This window comes from Halosolutus halophilus (assembly GCF_022869805.1).
Classification (GTDB): Archaea; Halobacteriota; Halobacteria; order Halobacteriales; family Natrialbaceae; genus Halosolutus; species Halosolutus halophilus.
Genome location: NZ_CP094974.1, coordinates 4,963,133 through 4,983,412 on the forward strand (window position 1 = coordinate 4,963,133; position 20,280 = coordinate 4,983,412).

Below are 20,280 nucleotides of genomic sequence, written 5' to 3' on the forward strand. Positions count from 1 at the left end.
TCGTCGGTATTCGACCCCGTACTCGTGTGCCTGCTGGTGGTGCCGCTGGCCGTCCTGCTGATCGCGCCGGCACTCGGCGGGTCCGAACGGGCCGCTGTCACGATTGGACTCGTCTTGACGGAAGCGCTGGTGCTCTACGTCGGATACGGGGCGTTGATGCAGATCACTGGCCCGGTCGTCCGTGAGATGCTCGCGAGTCTCTGACCATGGAAATCTTCGGCCTCGGTATCGTATCGATCGCGCTCTTCGCCGGATTCGGTCTGCTAATCGGCGTGCTTTTCGGTTTCTTCGGGATGGGCGGGTCGTTTCTCGTGACGCCGGCGCTGCTCGTGGTAGGCTATCCGGTACCGGTGGCCGTCGGGAGCGGGCTCGCCTTTGTATTCGGTACTAGCGTCATCGGTGCGCTCGGACACCGCGCCCACGGTCAGATCGACTACAAACTGGCGACGTTGATGCTACTCGGAATGACGATCGGTGTGGAGGTCGGTATGCGAGTCGTCTTCCTCCTCGAGAAGATCGGATCGGTTGATCTTGTGATCAGCGTCGCCTACGTCGGCCTGCTAGCACTCGTCGGGACGTTCACGTTGAGTGATGCACGCGGTGACCGTGATAGGTCTGATCGGTTCCACTTCGCCACCCTGGTGCAGGCGATTCGGCTTCCGCCGACGGTCACGCTGACTGGAGATCTCGTCGTCTCATCGTGGCTCGTCCTCGCCGTCGGAGGTATGATCGGAATCCTTTCCGGAGTCCTCGGCGTCGGGGGCGGATTCTTCCTGCTGCCGGCGATGGTGTACGGATTTGGCGTTCCTGCCACGGTCGCGGTCGGGACCGACATTCTGCAGATCACCGTCTCCAGTGCATACGGTACGTTCGTCTACGCGGACGCTAACGCGGTTGCGCTCCCGGCCGTCGGATCGCTGCTCGCTGGTAGCGCTCTCGGCGCTCGTATCGGAGTCGGCGCGACGAAGCACGTCGGCGAGGACGACGTCAAGGGCTACTTCGCGGCGACGTTATTCGCTGGTAGCCTTTCGATCGCCGCGAAGGAACTCAGCGATCACCTCGTCATCGAGGTGCTCGACACGGTCAGTATCGCGCTTATCTTCGGCGCACCCGTACTCGTCAGTGCTGTTATCGTGTTCACCGCTGTTTGTAGCCTCCAGAAAGAGATAACGCACGGCACGAGCTCACCGTGACAACCAGGGACAGGGAGCCCGCACGTTCCTGCGAGTAGTCCCGTGCCAGAATCGATCAGTATCTAGTCTCAGCGTTCCGGGGGGTTGTGATACTCTACTCACGAGATCGACCGTAAATTCCGGTTTCGGTCCCATTATTTTGCCGATACCCGCGTGAACTAGCTTCCGCTACGGTGGCGCTGCGTGTCGGCCCCGACAGGGTCCGGCTACGGTGGTGAGCGAAAATCTGCCATCCGATCACGAGAATCGTTCGGTCCAGCACCGATCGCGGACGCTGGCGACCGCACGGTAGCTCTCGGGGAGACCACGCGCGCGGCGAAAGCGCTCGCGATCCGTTCCCTTCGACGCCATCCTGGAATCGCACGCGTGTCACTTACGTCCGACCCCAATCGTTTAGCGTCGCCCCGTAGTCGCACCGAAGAAGCGGGATCCCAGACGACATGGAGCGGACGGTTATCCTCGGCTGTGGCGACGCGGGATTGATCGCGACGGCGTATTTAGCGCGGGATACGGAGACCGACGTGGTCGTTATCTCCGAGCGTGAGTACCACGTCTTCTCGTTTCTCCTCTACCGCGTGATAGCGGGCCGAACGTTCGACAGCGCGTGCCTCGACCTTCGACGCACGTTCCGAGGTACGGACGTCACCTTCGTTCAGGGGCTCGTCGAGACGCTGGACCTGGCCGAGAATCGAATCCACCTTCGAAGCGGGTCACTGCATTTCGATACGCTCCTGATCACGGTCGGCGGAGTGACGAAGTACACAATCGACGATCGAAGGCACGTCCTGGATATTCGGACTGATGCCCGAGACATACGAAGCGCAGTGGCGTCCCCCGACGTTCGCGACGTCGTCATCGTCGGCGGGGGCCCGGTCGGCGTCGAGACGGGTGCAACGCTCTCGACCGCTCTCGAGGACGTCGACGTAACGCTCGTCACGTCCGACCGTCGTCCGTTATCTGACTTTCCGCCGCGCGCGAGCGAACTCGTCGAGCGGGAGTTACGACGACGAGGGATCGACCTTCGAGTGAATACGCGGGTGAGCGACGTGACAGAGAATCGCGTCGTGCTGGGCGGGGACCGCGTCGTGCGGACCGATCTAACCGTCTGGGCGGGTGGCGTGCAACCGAATCCGGTAATCGAACCCTTCGATCTCCCGCAAAACGAGCGAGGCTTGCGCGTGGATCCCTATCTGCGCTGCGATGGTACCAGTGACGTGTACGCCGCCGGTGACGTCATCGAGTACCCGGGCAAGGCGAAAGACGGCTACTCCGCGGGGCTGGAAGCCAGAACTGCGGCGAAGAACGTCCGTCGAGGGATTCGAGGACGTCGATTGAAAGAACACGACGTTCGGTGGCATCCGAGAGTCGTGTCCCTCGGACGGAACACCGCACTCTTCACGATGAACGGGGTCGTTCACCGCGGGCGGTGTCCAGCACTTCTGCGAGCGGTCGCCGTCAGGGGCTATCCGTTCTACTGGAAGTACCTGTATTGATGGGGAATCGGGCTGATACTATCGTTCCAGCCACCGGGCAGCACGTCCGTCAGCCGCCGGCGACTGCGGTCGTCAGTACCGATCGGATGACGGAATGACCGCGAGACTTTCGATCGGGGACGTGGTTCGTCTCCACGATTGCGCTCGTCGGTGGACTACGGTTCGAGGTGCGTCTTCCAGCGCCTCGACGACGCCCGGATGCGAGCAGGATACCAGGCGTCAGCAGAGCGGGATCGGGGGTCACAACCACCGACCGATAACCGATTCTCTTCGGAGGGGTACGGAATAGTCACCGCGGGAGCTCTCTTGCAGGCTTGCAGGAGACGTTATAGACCAGATAAGGAAGTCAGTACAGCCGTATCGCCATTTTAGCGACGACAATGAACGACCTGTCATCTCGACGGACCGTACTCGGTATCGCCAGCGGCGCAATCGTGACCGGACTGGCCGGGTGTCTGACTGGCAGCGACCAGCAGGGAAGCGACGGTCGAGACGCGGATACTGACGACCACAGCGAGGATACCGGCCACAGCGACGCGGAGGATACGCACGACGATTCTCACGAAGAGGACGAGCAGAGCCACGGAGGCCACGGTGAGGAACTCGCCGGACCCTCGGCAGCAGCCGAGGTACTGATGACCGCTACCGATTCGGGGGACCACTTCGACCCACACGTCGTCTGGGTCGAGAAAGGCGGGAGCGTTAGCTGGACCAACGAGAGCGGCAGTCACTCTACGACGGTCTATCACGCAGCAAATGACGACCCGCAACTCGCCCCCGACGAGGCAGCAGCGTGGGACAGCGGCGTCCTGTCGGAACAGGGGGCGACCTTCGATCACACGTTCGAAACCGAGGGCGTGTACCACTATTACTGTGCCCCACACGAGACGGCCGGAATGATCGGCAGTGTCGTCGTCGGCCGCCCCGATCCACACGACCAGCGTGCGCTGGCGGAACCACCTTCCGACAGGTCTGCGACCGTCCGTGAAAAACTGACAGAATTGAACGACGTGGTGAGAGACGCACTCGGCGACGATCACGATGAAACCGACGATCACGATGAGACCGACGATCACGATGAGACCGACGATCACGACGATCGCTGAGTCCGGCCGCAAAATCAGTCGGTATCGGGCGAGCAACTGACTCGGTGTCACGATCGCTGCCGGTTCCGTGGCTCGCCCCCGATTTATTCTCGTGGCTGTGGTACGCCGTGTGATGGTCAGTAACGAGGAGAACATCGCACGTCGCCGGGTACTGCGCGCTGGCGGAGTCGTGGCGCTGGGAGGGACCACGGGACGTCGGACCGGGAACGGAGTTGGATCGGCCTCCAGCCAGCGGTCATTTCAGGACGATGGTACCGGCCCACGGGAAGTGACTTACGTCGCCTCGGAAGGGCAGATCGAGGTCGTATCAGGTGAACTCGGCGACACCTGGCTGTACGACGACCAGTTTCCCGGGCCAGAACTCCGCGTGAGCGAGGGCGGACGTCCCCGGGCCGACGCCCGTCACCGGTGGCGAACTGCGGCGGCGTCCTCGCCGCGATCGCACTCCTCGTGACGGGCGTCGGTGCCGTCGTCCTGACGTGTTTCGGACTCGCGCAGTTCGAACCGGTGACGTTTCCGGAGTGAGCGCTCGCCGAAGAGTTGCAATTCCTCCAGCAGGTCGGCGTCGGCGACGTGCTCGCGCCGTTCGACAGTTACCTCGTGCTCCGCGGGCTGAAAACCCTCCACATGCGGATGCGCCAGCACGAACGCAACGCCGTGGCCATCGCGGAGTTCCTCGAGGGCCACGAGCGCGTTTCGGACGTCTACTACCCCGGTCTCGAGGGTCATCCACAGCACGACCTCGCCTGCGAGCGGATGGACGGCTTCGGTGGCATTCTCTCGTTCGAACTCGAGGGCGATATCGACGACGCCGCGGCGTTCCTGGAGGCGCTCGAGGAGTTCACCCTCGCGGTGTCGGTCGGCGGCGTCGAGAGCCTGATCGAACTCCCGGCAGGGATGACCCACGAACCGCTTCCGAAGGGGGAACGCGAGGAGTTGGGGATCACCGACACGCTCGTTCGAGTCTCCGCCGGGGTGGAGGGGACCGCCGATCTGCTCGCCGACCTCGAGCGCGGGTTCGACGCGATCGAGCAGCGCTCGGCGGCAGTCGCGGACGACGATTGAGCCGACGGCACCGTCGGCGGGTCGATCACTCTCGCTCGCGAACCCGGACGCGGACGTTCTCGGCGGGCCGTAACGTCGCGCCGGCCGCGAGTTCCGGATCGGGGTCGCTCAGGTGTTCGAATTCGAACCGCCGCGCCAGCGTCGCGACGACGAGTTGCAGTTCGAGCATGGCAAAGCGCATCCCGATGCAGTGTCGCGGACCGCCGCCGAACGGGAAGTAGGCGTACTCCGGCCGATCGGCCGCGCGCTCGTCGGCCCATCGATCGGGCCGGAACGCGTCGGGGTCGTCGTAGAACCGATCGTCGGTGTGAATGTGGAACTGGGGGAGCGTCAGGATCGTTCCCTCGGGGATCCGGTAGCCGCCGACGACGGCGTCCTCGGTCGCCCGGCGGAACATGATGAACGCGGGCGGGTACAGGCGAAGCGCTTCCGTGACGACCTGCTCCGTGTATTCCAGTTGCGGGACGTGCTCGAACCCCGGCGTATCGCCGTCCAGCACGGCGTCCAGTTCCTCGCGAAGGGCGACCGCGGCGTCGTCGTGCTCGGCGAGCAGCATGATCGTGTAGGTGAGTCCGAGCGCCGTCGTCTCGTGGCCCGCGAAGAGGAACGTCAGCAGGTTGTCGCGGATCTCCGCCTCCGAGAGTTCGTACCCGTCCGGCCCCTCCGCCTCGAGTAGCAACGAGAGCAGATCGTTCGCGTTCCGATCCGTCGCTCGCCGGTGCTCGAGTAGCTGATCGAGCACCTCGTCGACGTCGCTCATTGCCCGGTTGTACCGTCGATTCCCCGGCGTCGGCACCCAGTCCGGGACGAACATCGTGAGGTTCCGCTCCGGACCGGTGCGCTCGTTGATCGCCCTGGCGGCGCGGGGGATCGCGCCCTCGGCCGACTCCGGATCGATCTCCAGGTCGAACAGGGTCTTCGAGAGGATCGCCAGCGCGAGTTCCGAGAAGGCGTCGTCGAGCGCGACCGTCTGCCCGTCCGTCCATCCGTCGGCGACGCGATCGGCGATGTCGGCCATCACGTCGGCGTACGATCGGATCCGTTCCATCGTGAACATCGGTTGCATGAGCTGGCGCTGACCCTGCCACTGCTCGCGGTCGCTGGAGAGGAGTCCCTCCGGCGCGAACTCCACTCCGACGTCCGCGAACTCCCACCGTTCGAATCGCCACGGCTCCTCGACGAGGACGCGCTCGACGTACTCGGGCGCGAGCAGCGCCGTGAACGTCCGTCCGGCGACGTCGTAGCGCACGACGTCACCGTACTCGTCGAACGTCTCGTAGAACCCGAACGGATCGCGGAGCAACTGGACGACGGTGCCGACGATCGGATACCCGTCCGGCCCGGGCGGGAGCGGACGCTTTTCGTCCGATCGGTGCGCGTCGCTCGGTCCGGTTCGATCCGTCGAACGCTGTGTTCCCATGCAGTCGAGTTGTACGGCCGGGACAATCGTGATTCCGTCGAACCTCCTAGTCGATTTATACGAGTCACTCGCGTAGGACGTGACAGCCCCGTGAAGTACCTGGACGTGCGACTGCGCCAGCCAGACTGGATGCTCCACCCGATGCAGCGGTTCATCCGGGAGGAGGACGTCGTACGGTACGAGGAACTGCGCGCCTGGAGCATCCGACCCGAATCGGACGTGGAGTACGCGCTGTACTACGTCGAGGTGGCCGGTGATCCCGGGCGGTATCGGGACGCGATCGACCGGGTCGACTCGATCGTCGAGTACGAACTCGCACCGATCGACGACGACGCGCTCAACGTCTGGGTCTGCGAGGAGACCCGTCCCGAGAGCCGGGCGTGGCGCGGTGCCTTCGAGGACCGCCACCTGATCGTCGTCCCGCCGGTCCGATTCGACGACGAAGCCGCGATGGGAATGACGATCGTCGGGGACGGCGCGGATATCCAGGCCGTTCTCGCGGACCTCCCCGACGCCATCGACGTGACGATCGACGAAATCGGAACCTACGATCGCCGCGGCGGCACGGTCGCCGGTGCGCTCACGGAGCGACAACTCGACGCGATCGACACGGCGCTCGCGATCGGCTACTACGCCGTGCCGCGGGACGCGTCGCTCGCCGACGTCGCAGACGCGCTCGACTGTGCGGAGAGCACCGCGTCGGTCCTGCTCCGGCGGGCCGAACGGGAACTGTTCTCCCGCGTCCTCGATCGGTACGGCGGTGCGATCGGCCGGGGTCGGCGAACGGATCGGTCCTCCCCGGCGCGATAGGTCCGCGGCGCAGCGGCGATCGAACCGTGACGGTGTGCGGCCCGCGGTGGGCGTTACCGTCCGGTCCAGCAGTTAGCTGCGGACCGCGGCGTCGACGATGCCGGCAGTCTGTCCGAGTCCGACGAGCGCGAATCCGGTGAGGGCGATCGAGTCGCCGACGCCGGCCAGCAACCAGGCGAGGTAGCAGCCGGCACCGAGCGTCGACGACAGCGCGGCTCCGGTGTAGCGAAACCGGGCGGCGTGGAGTTCGCGAGCGGTGTACGCCAGTCCGGCAGCCGGAAGGAGCATCCAGCCGACGAGACTGACCGCGAGTGCCGGCTCGGCGGACTCGAGAAAGCCGACGATACCGGTCAGCGTGATCCCGAACCCGACGACCATGACGGCCCGCCAGCCGGCCAGTGCCCCCGTGGCCATCGCCGACCAGCCGGTAACGACGAACCCCGCGATGAAGACGGCCATCACCAGGTGGGCGACGAAGATCGCGTCGTCGCCGACGAGGTCCAGATGCGCGCCGGTGACGACGAGCCAGGCGAGCGGCACGAGGGCGACGGGCCCCCGTTCGCGGATTCGACGGAGCATTGCCGATCAGTACTGGGGAGTGATACAAGAGCGTGGGTGTTGGATCCAGCGGGTGACGGGTGTTTGCCCGTTGCCGGGGTTCGAGGAGACACCACTAAGGCGCGCTATATGGTACCACTATCCGTGATGTCCGGCTATCACCGCTCCGTCGACCGACGTCGCGGGACCGCTCGTCGGGATAGCGTACCGCCCATCCACGATCGTCGCTGCGGGGGACGGAGGTGACGGCGATGGCGATCGATTCCCGCACGGCGTCGGAACCCAACGATCCGGCGGCGCGCCGTCCCATGTCGATCGAGGAGATTCGCGCGTCCTACGCGGAGTGTGCCGACTGGGCCGCCCGATTCGACTGGCTCGAACGGCGTCTCACCGGCCGATACCGACGCGAACTCTTCGAGTCTGCGAGGGGCCGGGTCCTCGACGTCGCCTGCGGCACGGGACCGAACTTCGAGTACCTGCCGTCGACTGTCGACCTCGTCGGGATCGACGTCAGCCCGGAGATGCTGGCGAAGGCGAACGAACGGCTCGATCGACTCGGGATCGACGGGCGCCTCCGGGAGATGGACGCGCAGGACCTCGCGTTCGCAGACGACAGCTTCGACACCGTCATCTCGTCGCTGTCGACCTGTACGTTTCCCGACCCCGTGGCCGCACTCGAAGAGATGGACCGGGTCTGCCGGCCCGACGGGCGGATCCTCCTGTTCGAACACGGCCGGAGCTACGTCGGGCCGATCGCCCGATTCCAGGACTGGCGGGCCGACGCCCACTACGCGCAGGCGGGGTGTCGGTGGAACCAGGAACCGCTCGAACTGCTCGTCGAGGCCGAACTGCCGGTTCGCGAGGTCAGCACCCGGGCACTGGGGATCGTCACCCTCGTCGAGGTCCGGCCGTCACGGGAGTCGCTGCTCGAGGCCGTTCGGGCGCACGTCGTCGATCGAAAAGGGTAACGGGTAACCGTCGGGCCGGCAGCGGCCGTTTACAGCCGTCCGAGTCGTACCTCGTCGTCCGTGATCCGCTCGACGCTGTCGGCATCGAGCGCGTAGGTCTCGTCGTCGGCATCGCCCCAGCCGAGTTTGGACTTGATCGTGTCCGTCATCCCCGGGTCGGGTTTGACGTGGGCCGTTCCTCGTTCGACGTCGTGGACGACGCCGATTTCGTCTCCTTGTGCGTTGACGACTCGTTTCCCCTCGTCGTCCGCTGTGAAGTTTGCGCTCACGGGGATGCCTTTTCGGTCCATCGAGTAATAGCCGACACCGGCTACTGCAGGGGGCGAACCGACGCGTCGGCGTCTCGCTCTCACTCGAGGACGTCCCTGACCACGGCCAGATCGTGGCTCTCGTGAATCCGATCGACGGCCCAGTCGTCCGTGACGGCCACCGTCTCCGCGAGCACGTCCCGGATCGCGGGCCAGCGGGCCCCGGGGGTTCCGTCCGCTCTCGCGTACCGCTCGGCGTAGAACTCGTCGAAAAGCGTTTCGACCGCGGAGGCGGCAGGGCCGCGTCGCTCGAGGGCCGCCGTCCAGCGATCGCACAGTTCGTCACGCAGGTAACACGCGGCGACGAGCGCCTCCAGTGCGCGCTCGAGGTCCGCGGACACGTCTTCGAGGTCCCGGTCACCCGCGTCCACGGGTACGGTCACTTCCTCGACGCTCCCTCTTGCATCGGCGGCCGCGTCCATCGTGCCACGCTCGCGATCGACCGCCAGTTGCCGCGCGATCGTCAGCGTCCAGGCGAGTCGAGCGACCGCGGCTTCGGTCGCCCGGCCGGGATCGGGGACCGGAATCGGGCGGGAGTACTGGCCGTCGAGCACCCTGGCGGTCTCGGTCGTCTCCGAGAAGATCGTCTTCTGGAGGTAAAACGACGCGAACGGGTGGTTGCACACGGCGTAGACGAACGCGATCTCGCGCCCCTCGCGGCCGGTCAGCGGGACGTTCACCAGCTTTTCCGTCCCGACGAGCGCGCCGATCGGGTCGAGCCACGCCCGGAGTCGTGACCCCCGCAGCACCTTCAGCATCACCCGCGGAACGGTGTAGCGCTCGACCGCGTCGTCGTAGTCGCTCAGATCCGCGTACCGGACGTCCGTCAGGTGGTAGCGGCTGACCCACGGGACCTTCTCGACGTATGGGTCGGTCCCCTCGTCCAGGTTCGCCTTCGCGTCGTCCGGAACGTAGAGCTGGCGCGTCGTCTCGTCGGTCGACAGCACCTCTCCCAGCCGCCGATCGGCGGCGACGATCCGATCGAGTACCGCGTCCTGGTCGTCGGTGATCGGGCGAAAGACGATCGTTCCCGCGTCCCGCACGTACCGCCGCGGAACTCGCCCGAGGTGAACCGGTTCGTTCGCCGTCGGCTGCCGACAGTCGCGGCTGCGGTGGATCGTCGGCCCGATCGCGCCCTCGCGCTCGGCGGTATCCGCGACCGGACCGTCGCCGTCGTCGGCGCACGTTCCGACGAGTGCGATCGTCTCGAGGGTCACGCCGGCGAACCCGAGTCCGACGTCGAGGACGTGTTTGATCGTCGTCTCCGCGAGGAGTCGTCCACGGACGTCGCTCCAGGAACCGTAGAACGCGACGCTCTTTGGGACGACGGCTGCGACGACGCCGGTCTCGCTCGCGAGGGTCAGCATCCGTTCGAGGAACCACTCGCAGGTGTCGCTGGCCCCCTGGCACGTGTAGGTCCCGCTTCGCTTCACCAGCGGCTCCGCTTCGGGGCCGAGTTCGGCCCCGTACGGTGGATTGGAGACGACGACGTCGAAGCCCCCGTCGTCGAAGACCTCCGGGAACTCGAGGGGCCAGTGGCAGGCGTCGAGCGCGTCCGGGGCGAAGTCCACGCCCGCGTACTCGCGTTCGACGACGACCGACCACGCGTCGCGGTCGCCGATCCGATCGCCCAGCAGCCCGAACAGGGCACCGAGGTCGCCCGGTTCGACTCCCGGCGGTGACTCCGCAAACGGCCGTTCGAGACGGGCCTTGTACGTGTAGGTGGTGAATCCGAGCGCGTTCAGGGCCGCGTCGACCCCGTCCGGAATCCCCGACGGGACCTCCACGCAGAGCGTCGTGGCGGCGGTCGAACCGGTCCGGAGACTCTCCCACGCCGCGCTGGCGGTGTCGACGCGGTCCTCGACCTCGAGTGGCGACCCCGTCTCGGCGTCGCACCGGGTGCTGGCGAACCGTTCGTCGAGTTCGGCCCGGACCGCGTCGTACTGCTCCGGGTCCTGCGGGTCCGGATCCGGCCGGTTCGGGACGGTCTCGGAGACGGCGTCCGGGTCGGTGATCCCGAACAGGCTGTTCCCCGATCGGATCCCGATCGAACGCGCCGACAGCGCCGGGGGCGTCGGTCGATTCGCACCGGTCTCACTCTCTGCGTCGGGTCCGCAGTTCGCACTCGGCTCGCGGTCCGCGATCGGCGTCGCGGCGAGCACCCAGCACCGGAGTCGGCGTCTGCAGCGGGCCGCGACGTCGTCGCGCACGTCGACGCCGAAGACGTTGTCGGCGACGATCTCGCGCCGAAGCGTGGCCGCGTCGACGGTCGGGCGGCACATCGATCGCCACTCGAAGAGGACGTTCGCGACGGCGAGCACGAACGAGCCGCTGCCGACGGCCGGGTCACAGACGGTCAGGTCGCGGAGTTTCGCGTCCACGTACGCGAGTACGCGCTCGTCGTCCCCGCATGCCTCGTAGAGGGCGTCGAACCCGTCCCGCTGCGCGGCCTCGATCTCCCGTCGCCGTCCGCGTGCCGGCCGGTACAGCGGCGTCGACTCGAGGGCACTCGGTGCCGTTCCCGCCGCCAGGTCCTTGTCGATCGACTCCCGGAGCGCCTCCCAGAGGGCACGTCGACCCACGAAGTCGGCGATCCGCTCGCCGGTGTAGTAGGCACCCAGTTCGTCGTTGCCCCCGGAGTGGGGCTCCGATCGGGCGGCGTCGTCGGGCTCGTCCAGCCGACCGTCGTCGAAGTCCCGGACGGCGACGACGAACCGCTCGCCGCAGTCGCCGAGTACCGCAGGCGTGATCGTCCCGTTCGCGGCCGGGTTGGATTCGACCCCGGACTCGCGTCCGTCTCCCCACGGGAAGCCGCTCAGTCGCCAGTCGTAGCCGTCGAGCCGATCGAGCAACCCGTCCCAGTCGAAGCCGTCGACGGTCGCGGTCGTGCGGTCGCCCGTCGGGTCGTCAACGCCGGGCCCACGGCCCGCCGATCGGCCGTCGTCGCGGCCGAGAAACGGTACGTGCAGCCGGCGGGAATCGGTCACCTGCAGGATCGCCGGCTCGGGGGCGTGCAGCGTCTCGACGATCGTCGCCAGCGTCGCCGCGACGTCGTCGCACTCGCGAACGATCGGCCGGAAGACCCGACTCGGCTGGTGCGACGCGGGCGTCCCGTCGCCGTCGACCGGCACGACGACGCCACCCGCCACGAGAACGTAACAGTACAGCAGCCGATCGAGGAGCCGCTGGGCCGCGAGGAGCCGCTCCCGTCCCGTGGCGTCGCTCGCGTCGTCGATCGTCAGCGTCCGCGCGAGCCGCGCACGCTCCGCCCGGAGGTCGCCGGCGAACCGATCGACGACGTCGCTGCGGTCGAACAGCGCGGCAATGTCCTCCTCGGCGCGCTCGAGCCGGCCCCGTCTGGACGGCGGATCGGACGCCGGGTCGTAGTCGAACTGGGCGGGACGCCCGGCGGTTCGAACCACCCGGACGCGATCGGTCGCTGGGTCGACAAACCAGCAGTACTGGAGCCGCGTTCGGCGGGCCAGCCCCCGAGCGATGCGGACGGGCGTCTCTCGCGGTACCGAACTGAACGGAAACTCGAAGTATCCGATTCGAACGGGGCCGGCGACGCTCGCCGTGTACCTGACGCTGCGGCCCGCCGCGTACGCCGTCTCCCGTTCGCGCGGCTCGGTCAGGTAGCCGGCAGTCTCGAGAAACCTGTGCCCGTACGTGGACGCAGCTTCGTTCCTGTCCGCTCCGGTGGCGGTTCCATCCCTGTCCGCCCCGGTGGCGCCCCCGTCCTCGTCGGCTCCGGTTGCTGGTCCGCGTCGGCCCCCGCTCGCGGGTGTCGCGTCGAGCCGCGACGGCAGGGCCGCGTCACGGGTTTCGCGCCGATCCCAATCCATGCGACGGTCTCACACTCCGACGGCACCCCTCCTAATCGTTTGCCCCGTTCGCCGATCGGGATCGACCGATCGTCGCTGCGGTCCGGGAACGATGTGGAGCCGGTCAACTCACGTACAGCGAGTACGCGATCACCAGGAAACCGGCGAGCATCAGGAGACTCTCGAACAGAATCCCGAGGTACAGCGAAATGTCCAGCAGTTCGTACAGCACGCCCGCGAGGACGAACCCGAGCGTGACGAGCCCGAACCCGGCGGCGAGCAGCCCGAGTGCCCGCTGTTCCGTGCGACGGTAGGCCTTGTACGCGAAAAACGTGATGGTGCCGCCGACGAGCAACACGAGCGTCTTGACGACTGCGAGGGCGATCGCCATCGTCGCTCCGCTGCTGTGCAGGCTCATCCCTTCGTACGTTCGAGATGATAGACGGGGGCCAAGTAGTTTGCCGTTTCGACGGGTGAACCGCTGCAAACGGCCACCGATTTCCTCCCGGTTACGGGCATCCGGGCGAAGCTTTTCGGTGTCGTGGTTCCGACCACGTCCCATGACGCGACTGGTCGAACTCGACGCGACAGGACCGCGGAAACTGACCACAGCGGACATCGACGACGAGAAGGGCGACGTCGCGGTCTGCCAGTGCGGGCTCTCCGAGTCGTTCCCGTTCTGTGACGGCAGCCACCGGCGGACGACCGACGAGGACGACGAGACGTACGTCTACGAGGACGGGGAGCGGCGGGTGGTCGATCGCGTCGTCACCGACGAGGAGTCCGAGTAACGGCGATTCTGGGTCCGATCGACCCCATCAGATCGATCGCGAGGAGTTCACAACGACGATCACGCTGCTGCCCGCCATCGCGACGGCGGCGAACAGCGGATTCAGCAGGCCCGCGATCGCCAGCGGGATCGCGACCGCGTTGTAGGCGAACGCCCACGCGAGGTTCTGTCGAATCCGTCGGTGCGTGCCGGCCGCGACCGCGAACGTCTCCGCGACGGCCCCGAGGTCGTCGCCGACGATCACCGCGTCCGCGGCTTCGGTCGCGAGTTTCGTCCCGCTGCCCATCGCGATTCCCACGTCCGCCGCCGCGAGTGCGGGCGCGTCGTTGCTCCCGTCGCCGACCATCGCGACGGTCCCTCTGGAGCGGAGTCGGCGGACCGTCTCCGCCTTCGCTTCTGGGGGGACCCCGGCGAAGACCTCGTCGACGGCGTCGACGTCCCGGAACCGATCGGCCGCCGCGCCCTCGTCGCCCGTGAGGACGACGATCTCTCGGCCGGCCGAGAGCGTCTCGACGGCCTCGCGCCACTCCTCGCGGGGCGCGTCGCCGACGACGATCACGCCGCGGGCGCGACCGTCCCAGCCGACGACGACCGGCACGTCGCCGTTCGATCGGGCGCGCTCGACGTGGGGCTCGAGGGTCCCGGGAACGGACAGGCCCCGCTCCCGGAGGTAGTCGGGGTGGCCGACGACGACGCGATCGTCGTCCTCGTCCGCGTTCACGATCGCGCTGACGCCGCGGCTATCACGCTCGAAGGTGTTCACGTCGGCCTCGACGGGATCCGTTCCGTCTGCGGCCGTCTCGGCGATCGCGGCCCCGATCGGGTGCTCGGAGAGGGTTTCGACCGCCCCGGCGCGGGCGAGGACCGTCTCGGCGTCTGCGTCCGCGTCGACGTGGACGTCCGCGACGGTCATCGACCCGGTCGTGAGCGTCCCCGTCTTGTCGAGGACGACGACGTCGACCTCGGGGGCGTCCTCGAAGATCGACTCCGCGGCGACGACGATCCGCCGTTTCGCGGCCGACTGGACGCCCGAGGCGATCGCGAGCGGGGTCGCGAGCCCGAGCGCGCACGGACAGGAGACGATGACGACGGTGAGGCCGACGAGCAGCGCCGTCGAGGGTGCCGAGCCGGTGGCGAGCAGGACGGCGGCCACGCCCGTCGCGATGGCGAGCACGAGCGGGACGAAGATCGTCGCGAGTTTGTCCGCGAGACGCTGGACGCCGGGGCGGGCGCTCTGGATCGACCACAGCAGGGAGACGAGGTGATCCAGGGTGCTCTCGGCGTCCTCGCCGACTTCGACGACGACCGGGGCGTCGGTGACGACGGTCCCGCCACGGACCGCGTCGCCGGGCCCCTTCTCGATCGGTACCGACTCGCCGGTGACGAGCGATTCGTCGATCGCCGCCTCGCCCTTGACGACGTCGCCATCCAGGGGGATCCGTTCGCCGGGGCGGACGAGGAGTCGGTCTCCGGGCTCGATCTCGGAGCGCGGAACGGTCTCGCCGTCCGCCCGACGCGCCTCGTCGACCTGCTGTTCGGTCAGGTCCGAGAGGAGTCCGGTCGCCCGGCGCTTGATACGATCCTCGTAGTAGTTGCCGGCGGTGACCGCGAGGATGATCGCGACGCTGACGTCGAAGTACAGGTCCGTCCGGCCGAGCCCCATCGCGAGCGTGCTGTAGGCGTACGAGCCGACGGCGGCGACGGCGATCAGCAGGTCCATGTTCGGCATCCCGGCCCGGAGACTCACGTACGCGCCCCGGAGGATCGGGTAGCCGGTGTAGAAGAGGACGAACGACGTCATGAGCCAGATGTTCGCGGCCACGTAGTAGCCGTCGTAGCTCCCGAAGTCGGCGATCGGCTCGTAGCCGAAGTAGGTCGGGTACAGAAAGAGCGCGTACCAGATCATCACCATCATCCCGAACATCCCGCCGCCGACGAGGAACTTCACGAGCGCGGCGTCGCGGGGCTCCTCGTCACGGCTCTCGGTCCGATCGTGGGCGTCGTAGCCGTAGCCGGAGACGACCTCGGGGAGGTCCGCGGGGTCGATCTCGTCCGGGTCGTACGTCACCCGTACCGTGTCCGTGGCGTAACTCGCCGCCGCACCTCGCACGCCATCGGTGTTCGTCGCCCGGGTCTCGAGAAACGCCTCGCAGGTCGCACAGTGCATCCCGTCGACCGCGAGGAACGCGTCCTCGCCGTCGATGTCGTCCGAGTCGGTCGACCCGTCGTCGATCCGATCGCGGACGGCGTCGGCCGAGACGTCGTCGACCTCGTCGAGCGTTCGGTGGACCTCGAGACACCCCTGACAGCAGAAGGTGCCGTCGACGTCCGGTGCGGTGTGGGGTTCGGCCGGCGTCGGGAACGAACAGAGAGTACACGTGCCGTCGTCGGCCGCGTCGGGGCCGGCGGGGACGGCGCCACCGCTCGGCGTGTCGGTCTCGCCGGCGAGTTCGTCTCGCGAGTCGTTGGCGTTGGGGTAGCTCATTGGCCGAAAACCGGTTAGAGAGGCTGGTAGAACGGCACTGGCGGGTGCGGGAGGTGGATGCCGTACAGCATCAGCCCGTGCTGGAGCGGGAGGTAGCCCAGCAGGAGGAAGGCCGCGCCGAGTCCCCGGTGGAGCCGAACCCGGTTCGCCGTCCCGATCGAGGTGAGGATCGTGCCGTACAGGAACAGCGTCGGGATCGTGCCGATCCCGAGGACGGCCAGCGAGAGTGCCCCCCGGAGCGGATCGCCGAGCGCGAACGCGTAGAGGTACGCGGGGTAGATGATCGGACACGGCAACAGCCCGTGGACCGCGCCGAGGCCGACGATGCCGGGCGACCCGGCGAGTCGATCGACGCGGCTCGCGAGCAGGCCCGAGAGCCACCCGAAGACGGTGCCGACGACGGGCAGACCGTGCGGGACGCCGGCCCGGCCCCGCAGGTAGTAGAGACCGCTGGCGATGATCGCGATCCCGACGAGGATGCCCATCGCCCCCCGGACCGTGTCGCCGACCGCCGCGACGGTGTCTGCCGACGTAAACGCCAGCCCGCCGAGCAGGCCGAACAGGCCGCCGAGCAGCCCGTAACTCGCGGCCCGACCGAGGTTGAAGAGGCCGTGCTGGCGGACCTCGAACAGCGTCAGCGTGTCCTCGTGCGTTCTCCCGGTTCGGCCGCCGTCGGCCTTTGCCTTGCGCATCCGATCGGCGTAGGTCGTCACGAGCGGGCCGCACATGCCCAGGCAGTGGGCCCCTGCGAGCAGGCCGACGACCAGGAACACCAGCAGGTCGGCGTGTTCGGCGGTTCCGGTCGCCGCGTGATCGTGTGTCGCAACGAGCGTCCCGATAACGACTGCCGCGTGCCCGGTCATGCGGGATTACGCGTCGTTCGGTTCGTGACCGTGGTGGGTGTCGGGGACGGGTTCGAACGCGACGTAGAGTGCGGTGACGATGATGAGGACGTTGATGCCGGAGACGACGCCCGCCGAGAGGGAACTCCCGAGCCCGTACCACGTGACCGGCAAGAGCGCCAGCAATCCGACGACGAGTGCGGTCCGCGGTGAGAGATCCTCGAGTACCATACTGGGTCGTTACCAGAGCCAGTGTATAATAATAACCCCCGTTCCTACGGGGCGGGAATTGGTCCATTGATTAAGGAGTGACTTTCCCAATACGGGCATATGAGTCAGGTATCGGAAGAACGAGACGGGGTACGCACTCCGGAAGAGACGCAGGAGATCGGCCACGACGAGTACGATCCGATCGGGACGCTCGTCCTGATCGGGCTGTACTTCCTGATCCTGGTCGCCCTGTGGTTCTTCATGTACTTCGTCGAATTCCTCGGAAACGATCCGACGGTCGTCGGAATGGTGATGGGGGGACTATGAACATACACACGTACGAGAAAATCTGGCTGGTCGCGGCACTGCTCCTGATCGTCGCGTTCATCGGGACGATCACCTACGGCTCGGTCGGACTCGGTATCGCGATGATCGACGACAGCGAGGAAACGATCGATCCGAGCGCGCTCAGCGAGGACGATCGGTTCAGCGAACCGCGCGTCGAGCAGGTCGGCGAGAACGAGTACGAGGCGTACGTCGTCGCCCGGACGTTCATGTTCCAGCCCGACCCGATCGAGATACCGGCCGGTAGCGAGGTGACCTTCTACGTGACGAGTCCGGACGTCATTCACGGCTTCAGCGTCGTCGGGACGAACGTCAACACGATGGTCATTCCCGGCGAGGTGTCGACGATGACGGCCGAATTCGACGAGCCCGAGGAGTACGGAATCGTCTGCAACGAGTACTGCGGCTCCGGACACCACACCATGGAAGGACAGATCACCGTCGTCCCCGAAGACGAGTTCGACCTGACCGAACTGTCGGTCGAGGCTCCCGACGAGGTCGAACCCGGGAACGAAACCGAGTTCGAGGTCACGGTCGAGAACGGCCAACTCGAGGACCTCGAGACCACGATCGCGCTCGAAATCGGTAACGAAACGTTCGAAGAGGACGTCACGGTCCCTGGCGACGACAGCGAGACGGTGACGTTCACGGTCGACACGGCCGACCTCGGCGAGGGCGACCACGACTGGACGGTCACCGTCGACGACTACGAGGAGAGCGGGACCCTGACCGTGGTCGATCCGGACGCCGAGAACGGCGACGGAGGTGACACCGATGAGTAACGCGTACATCGACGACTTCCCAGCGGAAGCGAAGGTCGTCCGGGCGACGTTCTACAGTTCCTTCCTCGCGCTCGCGATCGGGGGACTGTTCGGGATCATCCAGACGCTCCACCGGACCAACGTCTTCCGGTTCATCGACTCGACGGACTACTACACCGTCCTCACGGCCCACGGGGTGTTGCTCGCGCTCACGTTCACGATCTTCTTCCTCGTCGGGATCTTCACCTGGGCGGTGACGACCAGTCTCGATCGGGGCGTCGAGGACCTCCGGTTCACCTGGGGCTGGTACGGCCTGATGGTCGTCGGGACCGTGTTCGCCGGGATCCCGATCTTCGCCGGCTTCGTCGATTCGATCGACATGAGCGCCTCGGTGCTGTTCACGTTCTACGCGCCGCTGCAGGGCCACCCGCTGTTCTACCTCGGCCTCGTGCTGTTCGTGGTCGGGTCGTGGCTCGCGGGCGTCGACTGGTTCCGCTCGTGGTGGGCCTGGAAGCAGGAGAATCCCGACGAGCGGATCCCGCTGCCGACGTTCATGGCGCTGACGACGACGCTGATGTGGTATCTCGCCACGCTCGGCGTCGCTTCGGCGATCCTGCTGTTCCTGTTGCCGTGGTCGCTCGGCCTGATCGAGACAGTCAATCCGCTGCTGACCAGGACGCTGTTCTGGTTCTTCGGCCACCCGGTCGTCTACTTCTGGCTGATGCCGGCGTACATGATGTGGTACATCATGCTGCCGAAGATTTCAGGTGGAAAACTGTTCAGCGATCCGCTGGCCCGCGTCGTGTTCGTGCTGTTCCTGGTGCTGTCGGTGCCGACGGGCATCCACCACCAGTACCTCGATCCGGGGATCGCGGAGGGGTTCAAGTTCATCGCGATGACGAACACGATGTTCCTGCTGTTGCCGAGCCTGCTGACGGCGTTCACCGTCGTCGCCAGCATGGAACACGGCGCTCGCCAGCGCGGCGGCGAGGGCTATCTCGGCTGGCTGACCGCACTGCCGTGGCGCGATCCCGTCTTCACGGGGATGGCGCTCGCCGGCCTGATGTTCGCGGCCGCCGGCTTCTCCGGGATGATCAACGCCGGGATGAACATCAACTACCTCGTCCACAACACGTTCTGGGTCGTCGGTCACTTCCACCTCACCGTCGGCACCGCCGTCGCGCTGACGTTCATGGCCGCCACCTACTGGTTCCTCCCGCAGGTGACCGGCAAGGCGCTGTGGAACCGATCGGTCGCCCTCGCACAGGTCGTGATCTGGTTCCTCGGGATGACGTTCATGTCCAACGCGATGCACCGTGCCGGCCTGCTCAGCATACCGCGCCGGACTGCCGAACCGCAGTACGAGGGCGTGACCTTCGACGCCGCCGTCGGGAGCGTCGGCGAACTCAACGCCCAGATCGCGCTCGGCGGCACCCTGCTGTTCCTCTCGCTCGTGCTGTTCTTTACGAACGTGATCGGCACGGCGTTCAACGGCCGGAGCGACGATCTCCCGGCGAACGAGTACGCTGAAACGCTCTCGGGTCCCGAGGACGCCCCGCTCGTGCTCGACAACCTGAAACTCTGGACCGCGATCGCGATCGTGCTCGTGATCTTCGCGTACACGTTCCCCCTCATGAGCATCATCCAGCGCGGTGGGCTGTTCGGCCCCGACATCAACCCGTTCCCGGCCAGCGTCGACTCGCTGACGCTGCTCGCGACGGCGATCGAACACTCGGCCACGGGCGCGCTCGCGTCCGCCGGCGACCTCGCCCGCTCGACCCTCGTGGGGGTGATCCGATAGTGCGCATCTCGAAAGGGGCACTGCTCGTCGTCCTCGCGCTGCTCGCCCCGCTCCTCGTCGAACTCCGGACGGTACTCGCCTGGTTCGACGTCGAACTGAGCGTGGCTCAGACGGCACTGATCGGCCTCGTCCTCGTGAGCGTGATCCTCGTCTGGGCGTTCCTGCCCGAAGACGAGAACGGCGAAAGCGACGACGACACAACGGCCCGCGACCTCTCGAACGGCGACTGATCGATCGTCCGCGGGCGACGCGTTCACTGGTCCCCAGTCCCGTTCGTGACGGGGACCACGAGGTCGCGAGG

The 20,280-nt window shown here is 66.8% G+C and carries 19 protein-coding genes and 1 pseudogene; 12 read left to right on the plus strand and 8 right to left on the minus strand.

Annotated features, from left to right (window positions below):
* The first annotated feature begins 54 nt into the window (after positions 1–54).
* The 5 genes and pseudogenes from MUG98_RS25620 to MUG98_RS24710 form a co-directional block, all read left to right on the plus strand.
* The gene (locus MUG98_RS25620; RefSeq protein WP_425601103.1) at positions 55–204 is read left to right on the plus strand and encodes a DUF7512 family protein; all 150 of its coding nucleotides are present in this window, start codon (positions 55–57) and stop codon (positions 202–204) included.
* 2 nt (positions 205–206) lie between these two features.
* Positions 207–1,193, plus strand: coding sequence for a sulfite exporter TauE/SafE family protein (locus MUG98_RS24695; protein ID WP_265110043.1), 987 nt, complete (start codon positions 207–209; stop codon positions 1,191–1,193).
* A gap of 440 nt (positions 1,194–1,633) precedes the next feature.
* Positions 1,634–2,686: an NAD(P)/FAD-dependent oxidoreductase gene (locus MUG98_RS24700; protein WP_265110044.1), complete on the plus strand. Its 1,053-nt coding sequence runs from the start codon at positions 1,634–1,636 to the stop codon at positions 2,684–2,686.
* Positions 2,687–3,066: 380 nt separating this feature from the next.
* Positions 3,067–3,792, plus strand: coding sequence for a cupredoxin domain-containing protein (locus tag MUG98_RS24705; RefSeq protein ID WP_265110045.1), 726 nt, complete (start codon positions 3,067–3,069; stop codon positions 3,790–3,792).
* Between the two features lie 525 nt (positions 3,793–4,317).
* Positions 4,318–4,857, plus strand: a pseudogene (locus MUG98_RS24710) (PLP-dependent transferase); the annotation flags it as partial.
* A 25-nt stretch (positions 4,858–4,882) separates the two neighbouring features.
* On the opposite strand, the gene MUG98_RS24715 reads toward MUG98_RS24710, so the two are convergent.
* A complete protein-coding gene (locus MUG98_RS24715; RefSeq protein ID WP_265110047.1) occupies positions 4,883–6,277 on the minus strand; it encodes a cytochrome P450 in 1,395 nt (464 codons plus the stop codon).
* 90 nt (positions 6,278–6,367) lie between these two features.
* Between MUG98_RS24715 and MUG98_RS24720 the strand changes: the two genes are divergently transcribed.
* The gene (locus tag MUG98_RS24720; protein WP_265110048.1) at positions 6,368–7,087 is read left to right on the plus strand and encodes a helix-turn-helix domain-containing protein; all 720 of its coding nucleotides are present in this window, start codon (positions 6,368–6,370) and stop codon (positions 7,085–7,087) included.
* A gap of 72 nt (positions 7,088–7,159) precedes the next feature.
* Here MUG98_RS24720 and MUG98_RS24725 read toward each other — a convergent pair whose 3' ends face one another.
* Positions 7,160–7,666, minus strand: a complete 507-nt coding sequence (locus MUG98_RS24725; protein WP_265110049.1) for a hypothetical protein — start codon at positions 7,664–7,666, stop codon at positions 7,160–7,162.
* Positions 7,667–7,896: 230 nt separating this feature from the next.
* Between MUG98_RS24725 and MUG98_RS24730 the strand changes: the two genes are divergently transcribed.
* Positions 7,897–8,613 (plus strand): class I SAM-dependent methyltransferase, encoded by a 717-nt coding sequence (locus MUG98_RS24730; RefSeq protein ID WP_265110050.1) that lies wholly within the window; start codon positions 7,897–7,899, stop codon positions 8,611–8,613.
* Positions 8,614–8,642: 29 nt separating this feature from the next.
* Here MUG98_RS24730 and MUG98_RS24735 read toward each other — a convergent pair whose 3' ends face one another.
* The 3 genes from MUG98_RS24735 to MUG98_RS24745 form a co-directional block, all read right to left on the minus strand.
* Entirely contained in the window at positions 8,643–8,882 is a 240-nt protein-coding gene (locus MUG98_RS24735; protein ID WP_265110051.1) for a PRC-barrel domain containing protein, read from the minus strand.
* An 80-nt stretch (positions 8,883–8,962) separates the two neighbouring features.
* On the minus strand, positions 8,963–12,766 hold the full coding sequence (locus MUG98_RS24740; protein ID WP_265110052.1) for an Eco57I restriction-modification methylase domain-containing protein: 3,804 nt from the start codon (positions 12,764–12,766) through the stop codon (positions 8,963–8,965).
* Between the two features lie 103 nt (positions 12,767–12,869).
* Complete coding sequence (locus tag MUG98_RS24745; RefSeq protein ID WP_265110053.1) at positions 12,870–13,163, minus strand: DUF7521 family protein; 294 nt, start codon at positions 13,161–13,163, stop codon at positions 12,870–12,872.
* A 142-nt stretch (positions 13,164–13,305) separates the two neighbouring features.
* Here MUG98_RS24745 and MUG98_RS24750 point away from each other — a divergent pair, with 142 nt between their 5' ends.
* Entirely contained in the window at positions 13,306–13,536 is a 231-nt protein-coding gene (locus MUG98_RS24750; RefSeq protein WP_265110054.1) for a CDGSH iron-sulfur domain-containing protein, read from the plus strand.
* A gap of 27 nt (positions 13,537–13,563) precedes the next feature.
* On the opposite strand, the gene MUG98_RS24755 is transcribed toward MUG98_RS24750, so the two are convergent.
* The 3 genes from MUG98_RS24755 to MUG98_RS24765 are packed head-to-tail and all read right to left on the minus strand — an operon-like array spanning position 13,564 to position 17,093.
* Positions 13,564–16,020 carry a heavy metal translocating P-type ATPase gene (locus MUG98_RS24755; protein ID WP_265110055.1) on the minus strand — a complete coding sequence of 819 codons (2,457 nt, stop codon included), beginning with the start codon at positions 16,018–16,020 and terminating at the stop codon, positions 13,564–13,566.
* Positions 16,021–16,034: 14 nt separating this feature from the next.
* A complete protein-coding gene (locus tag MUG98_RS24760; RefSeq protein WP_265110056.1) occupies positions 16,035–16,883 on the minus strand; it encodes a sulfite exporter TauE/SafE family protein in 849 nt (282 codons plus the stop codon).
* Positions 16,884–16,889: 6 nt separating this feature from the next.
* The gene (locus MUG98_RS24765) at positions 16,890–17,093 is read right to left on the minus strand and encodes a DUF8131 family protein (protein ID WP_265110057.1); all 204 of its coding nucleotides are present in this window, start codon (positions 17,091–17,093) and stop codon (positions 16,890–16,892) included.
* 99 nt (positions 17,094–17,192) lie between these two features.
* On the opposite strand from MUG98_RS24765, the gene MUG98_RS24770 reads away from it, so the two are divergent.
* The 4 genes from MUG98_RS24770 to MUG98_RS24785 are packed head-to-tail and all read left to right on the plus strand — an operon-like array spanning position 17,193 to position 20,209.
* On the plus strand, positions 17,193–17,399 hold the full coding sequence (locus MUG98_RS24770; RefSeq protein WP_265110058.1) for a hypothetical protein: 207 nt from the start codon (positions 17,193–17,195) through the stop codon (positions 17,397–17,399).
* Positions 17,396–18,199, plus strand: a complete 804-nt coding sequence (locus tag MUG98_RS24775; protein WP_265110059.1) for a cytochrome c oxidase subunit II — start codon at positions 17,396–17,398, stop codon at positions 18,197–18,199. Before MUG98_RS24770 ends, MUG98_RS24775 begins: the two co-directional genes overlap by 4 nt.
* Positions 18,192–19,979 (plus strand): b(o/a)3-type cytochrome-c oxidase subunit 1, encoded by a 1,788-nt coding sequence (locus tag MUG98_RS24780; RefSeq protein ID WP_265110060.1) that lies wholly within the window; start codon positions 18,192–18,194, stop codon positions 19,977–19,979. Before MUG98_RS24775 ends, MUG98_RS24780 begins: the two co-directional genes overlap by 8 nt.
* Positions 19,979–20,209 carry a CbaC protein gene (locus MUG98_RS24785; protein WP_265110061.1) on the plus strand — a complete coding sequence of 77 codons (231 nt, stop codon included), beginning with the start codon at positions 19,979–19,981 and terminating at the stop codon, positions 20,207–20,209. Before MUG98_RS24780 ends, MUG98_RS24785 begins: the two co-directional genes overlap by 1 nt.
* The last annotated feature ends 71 nt before the right edge of the window (positions 20,210–20,280 follow it).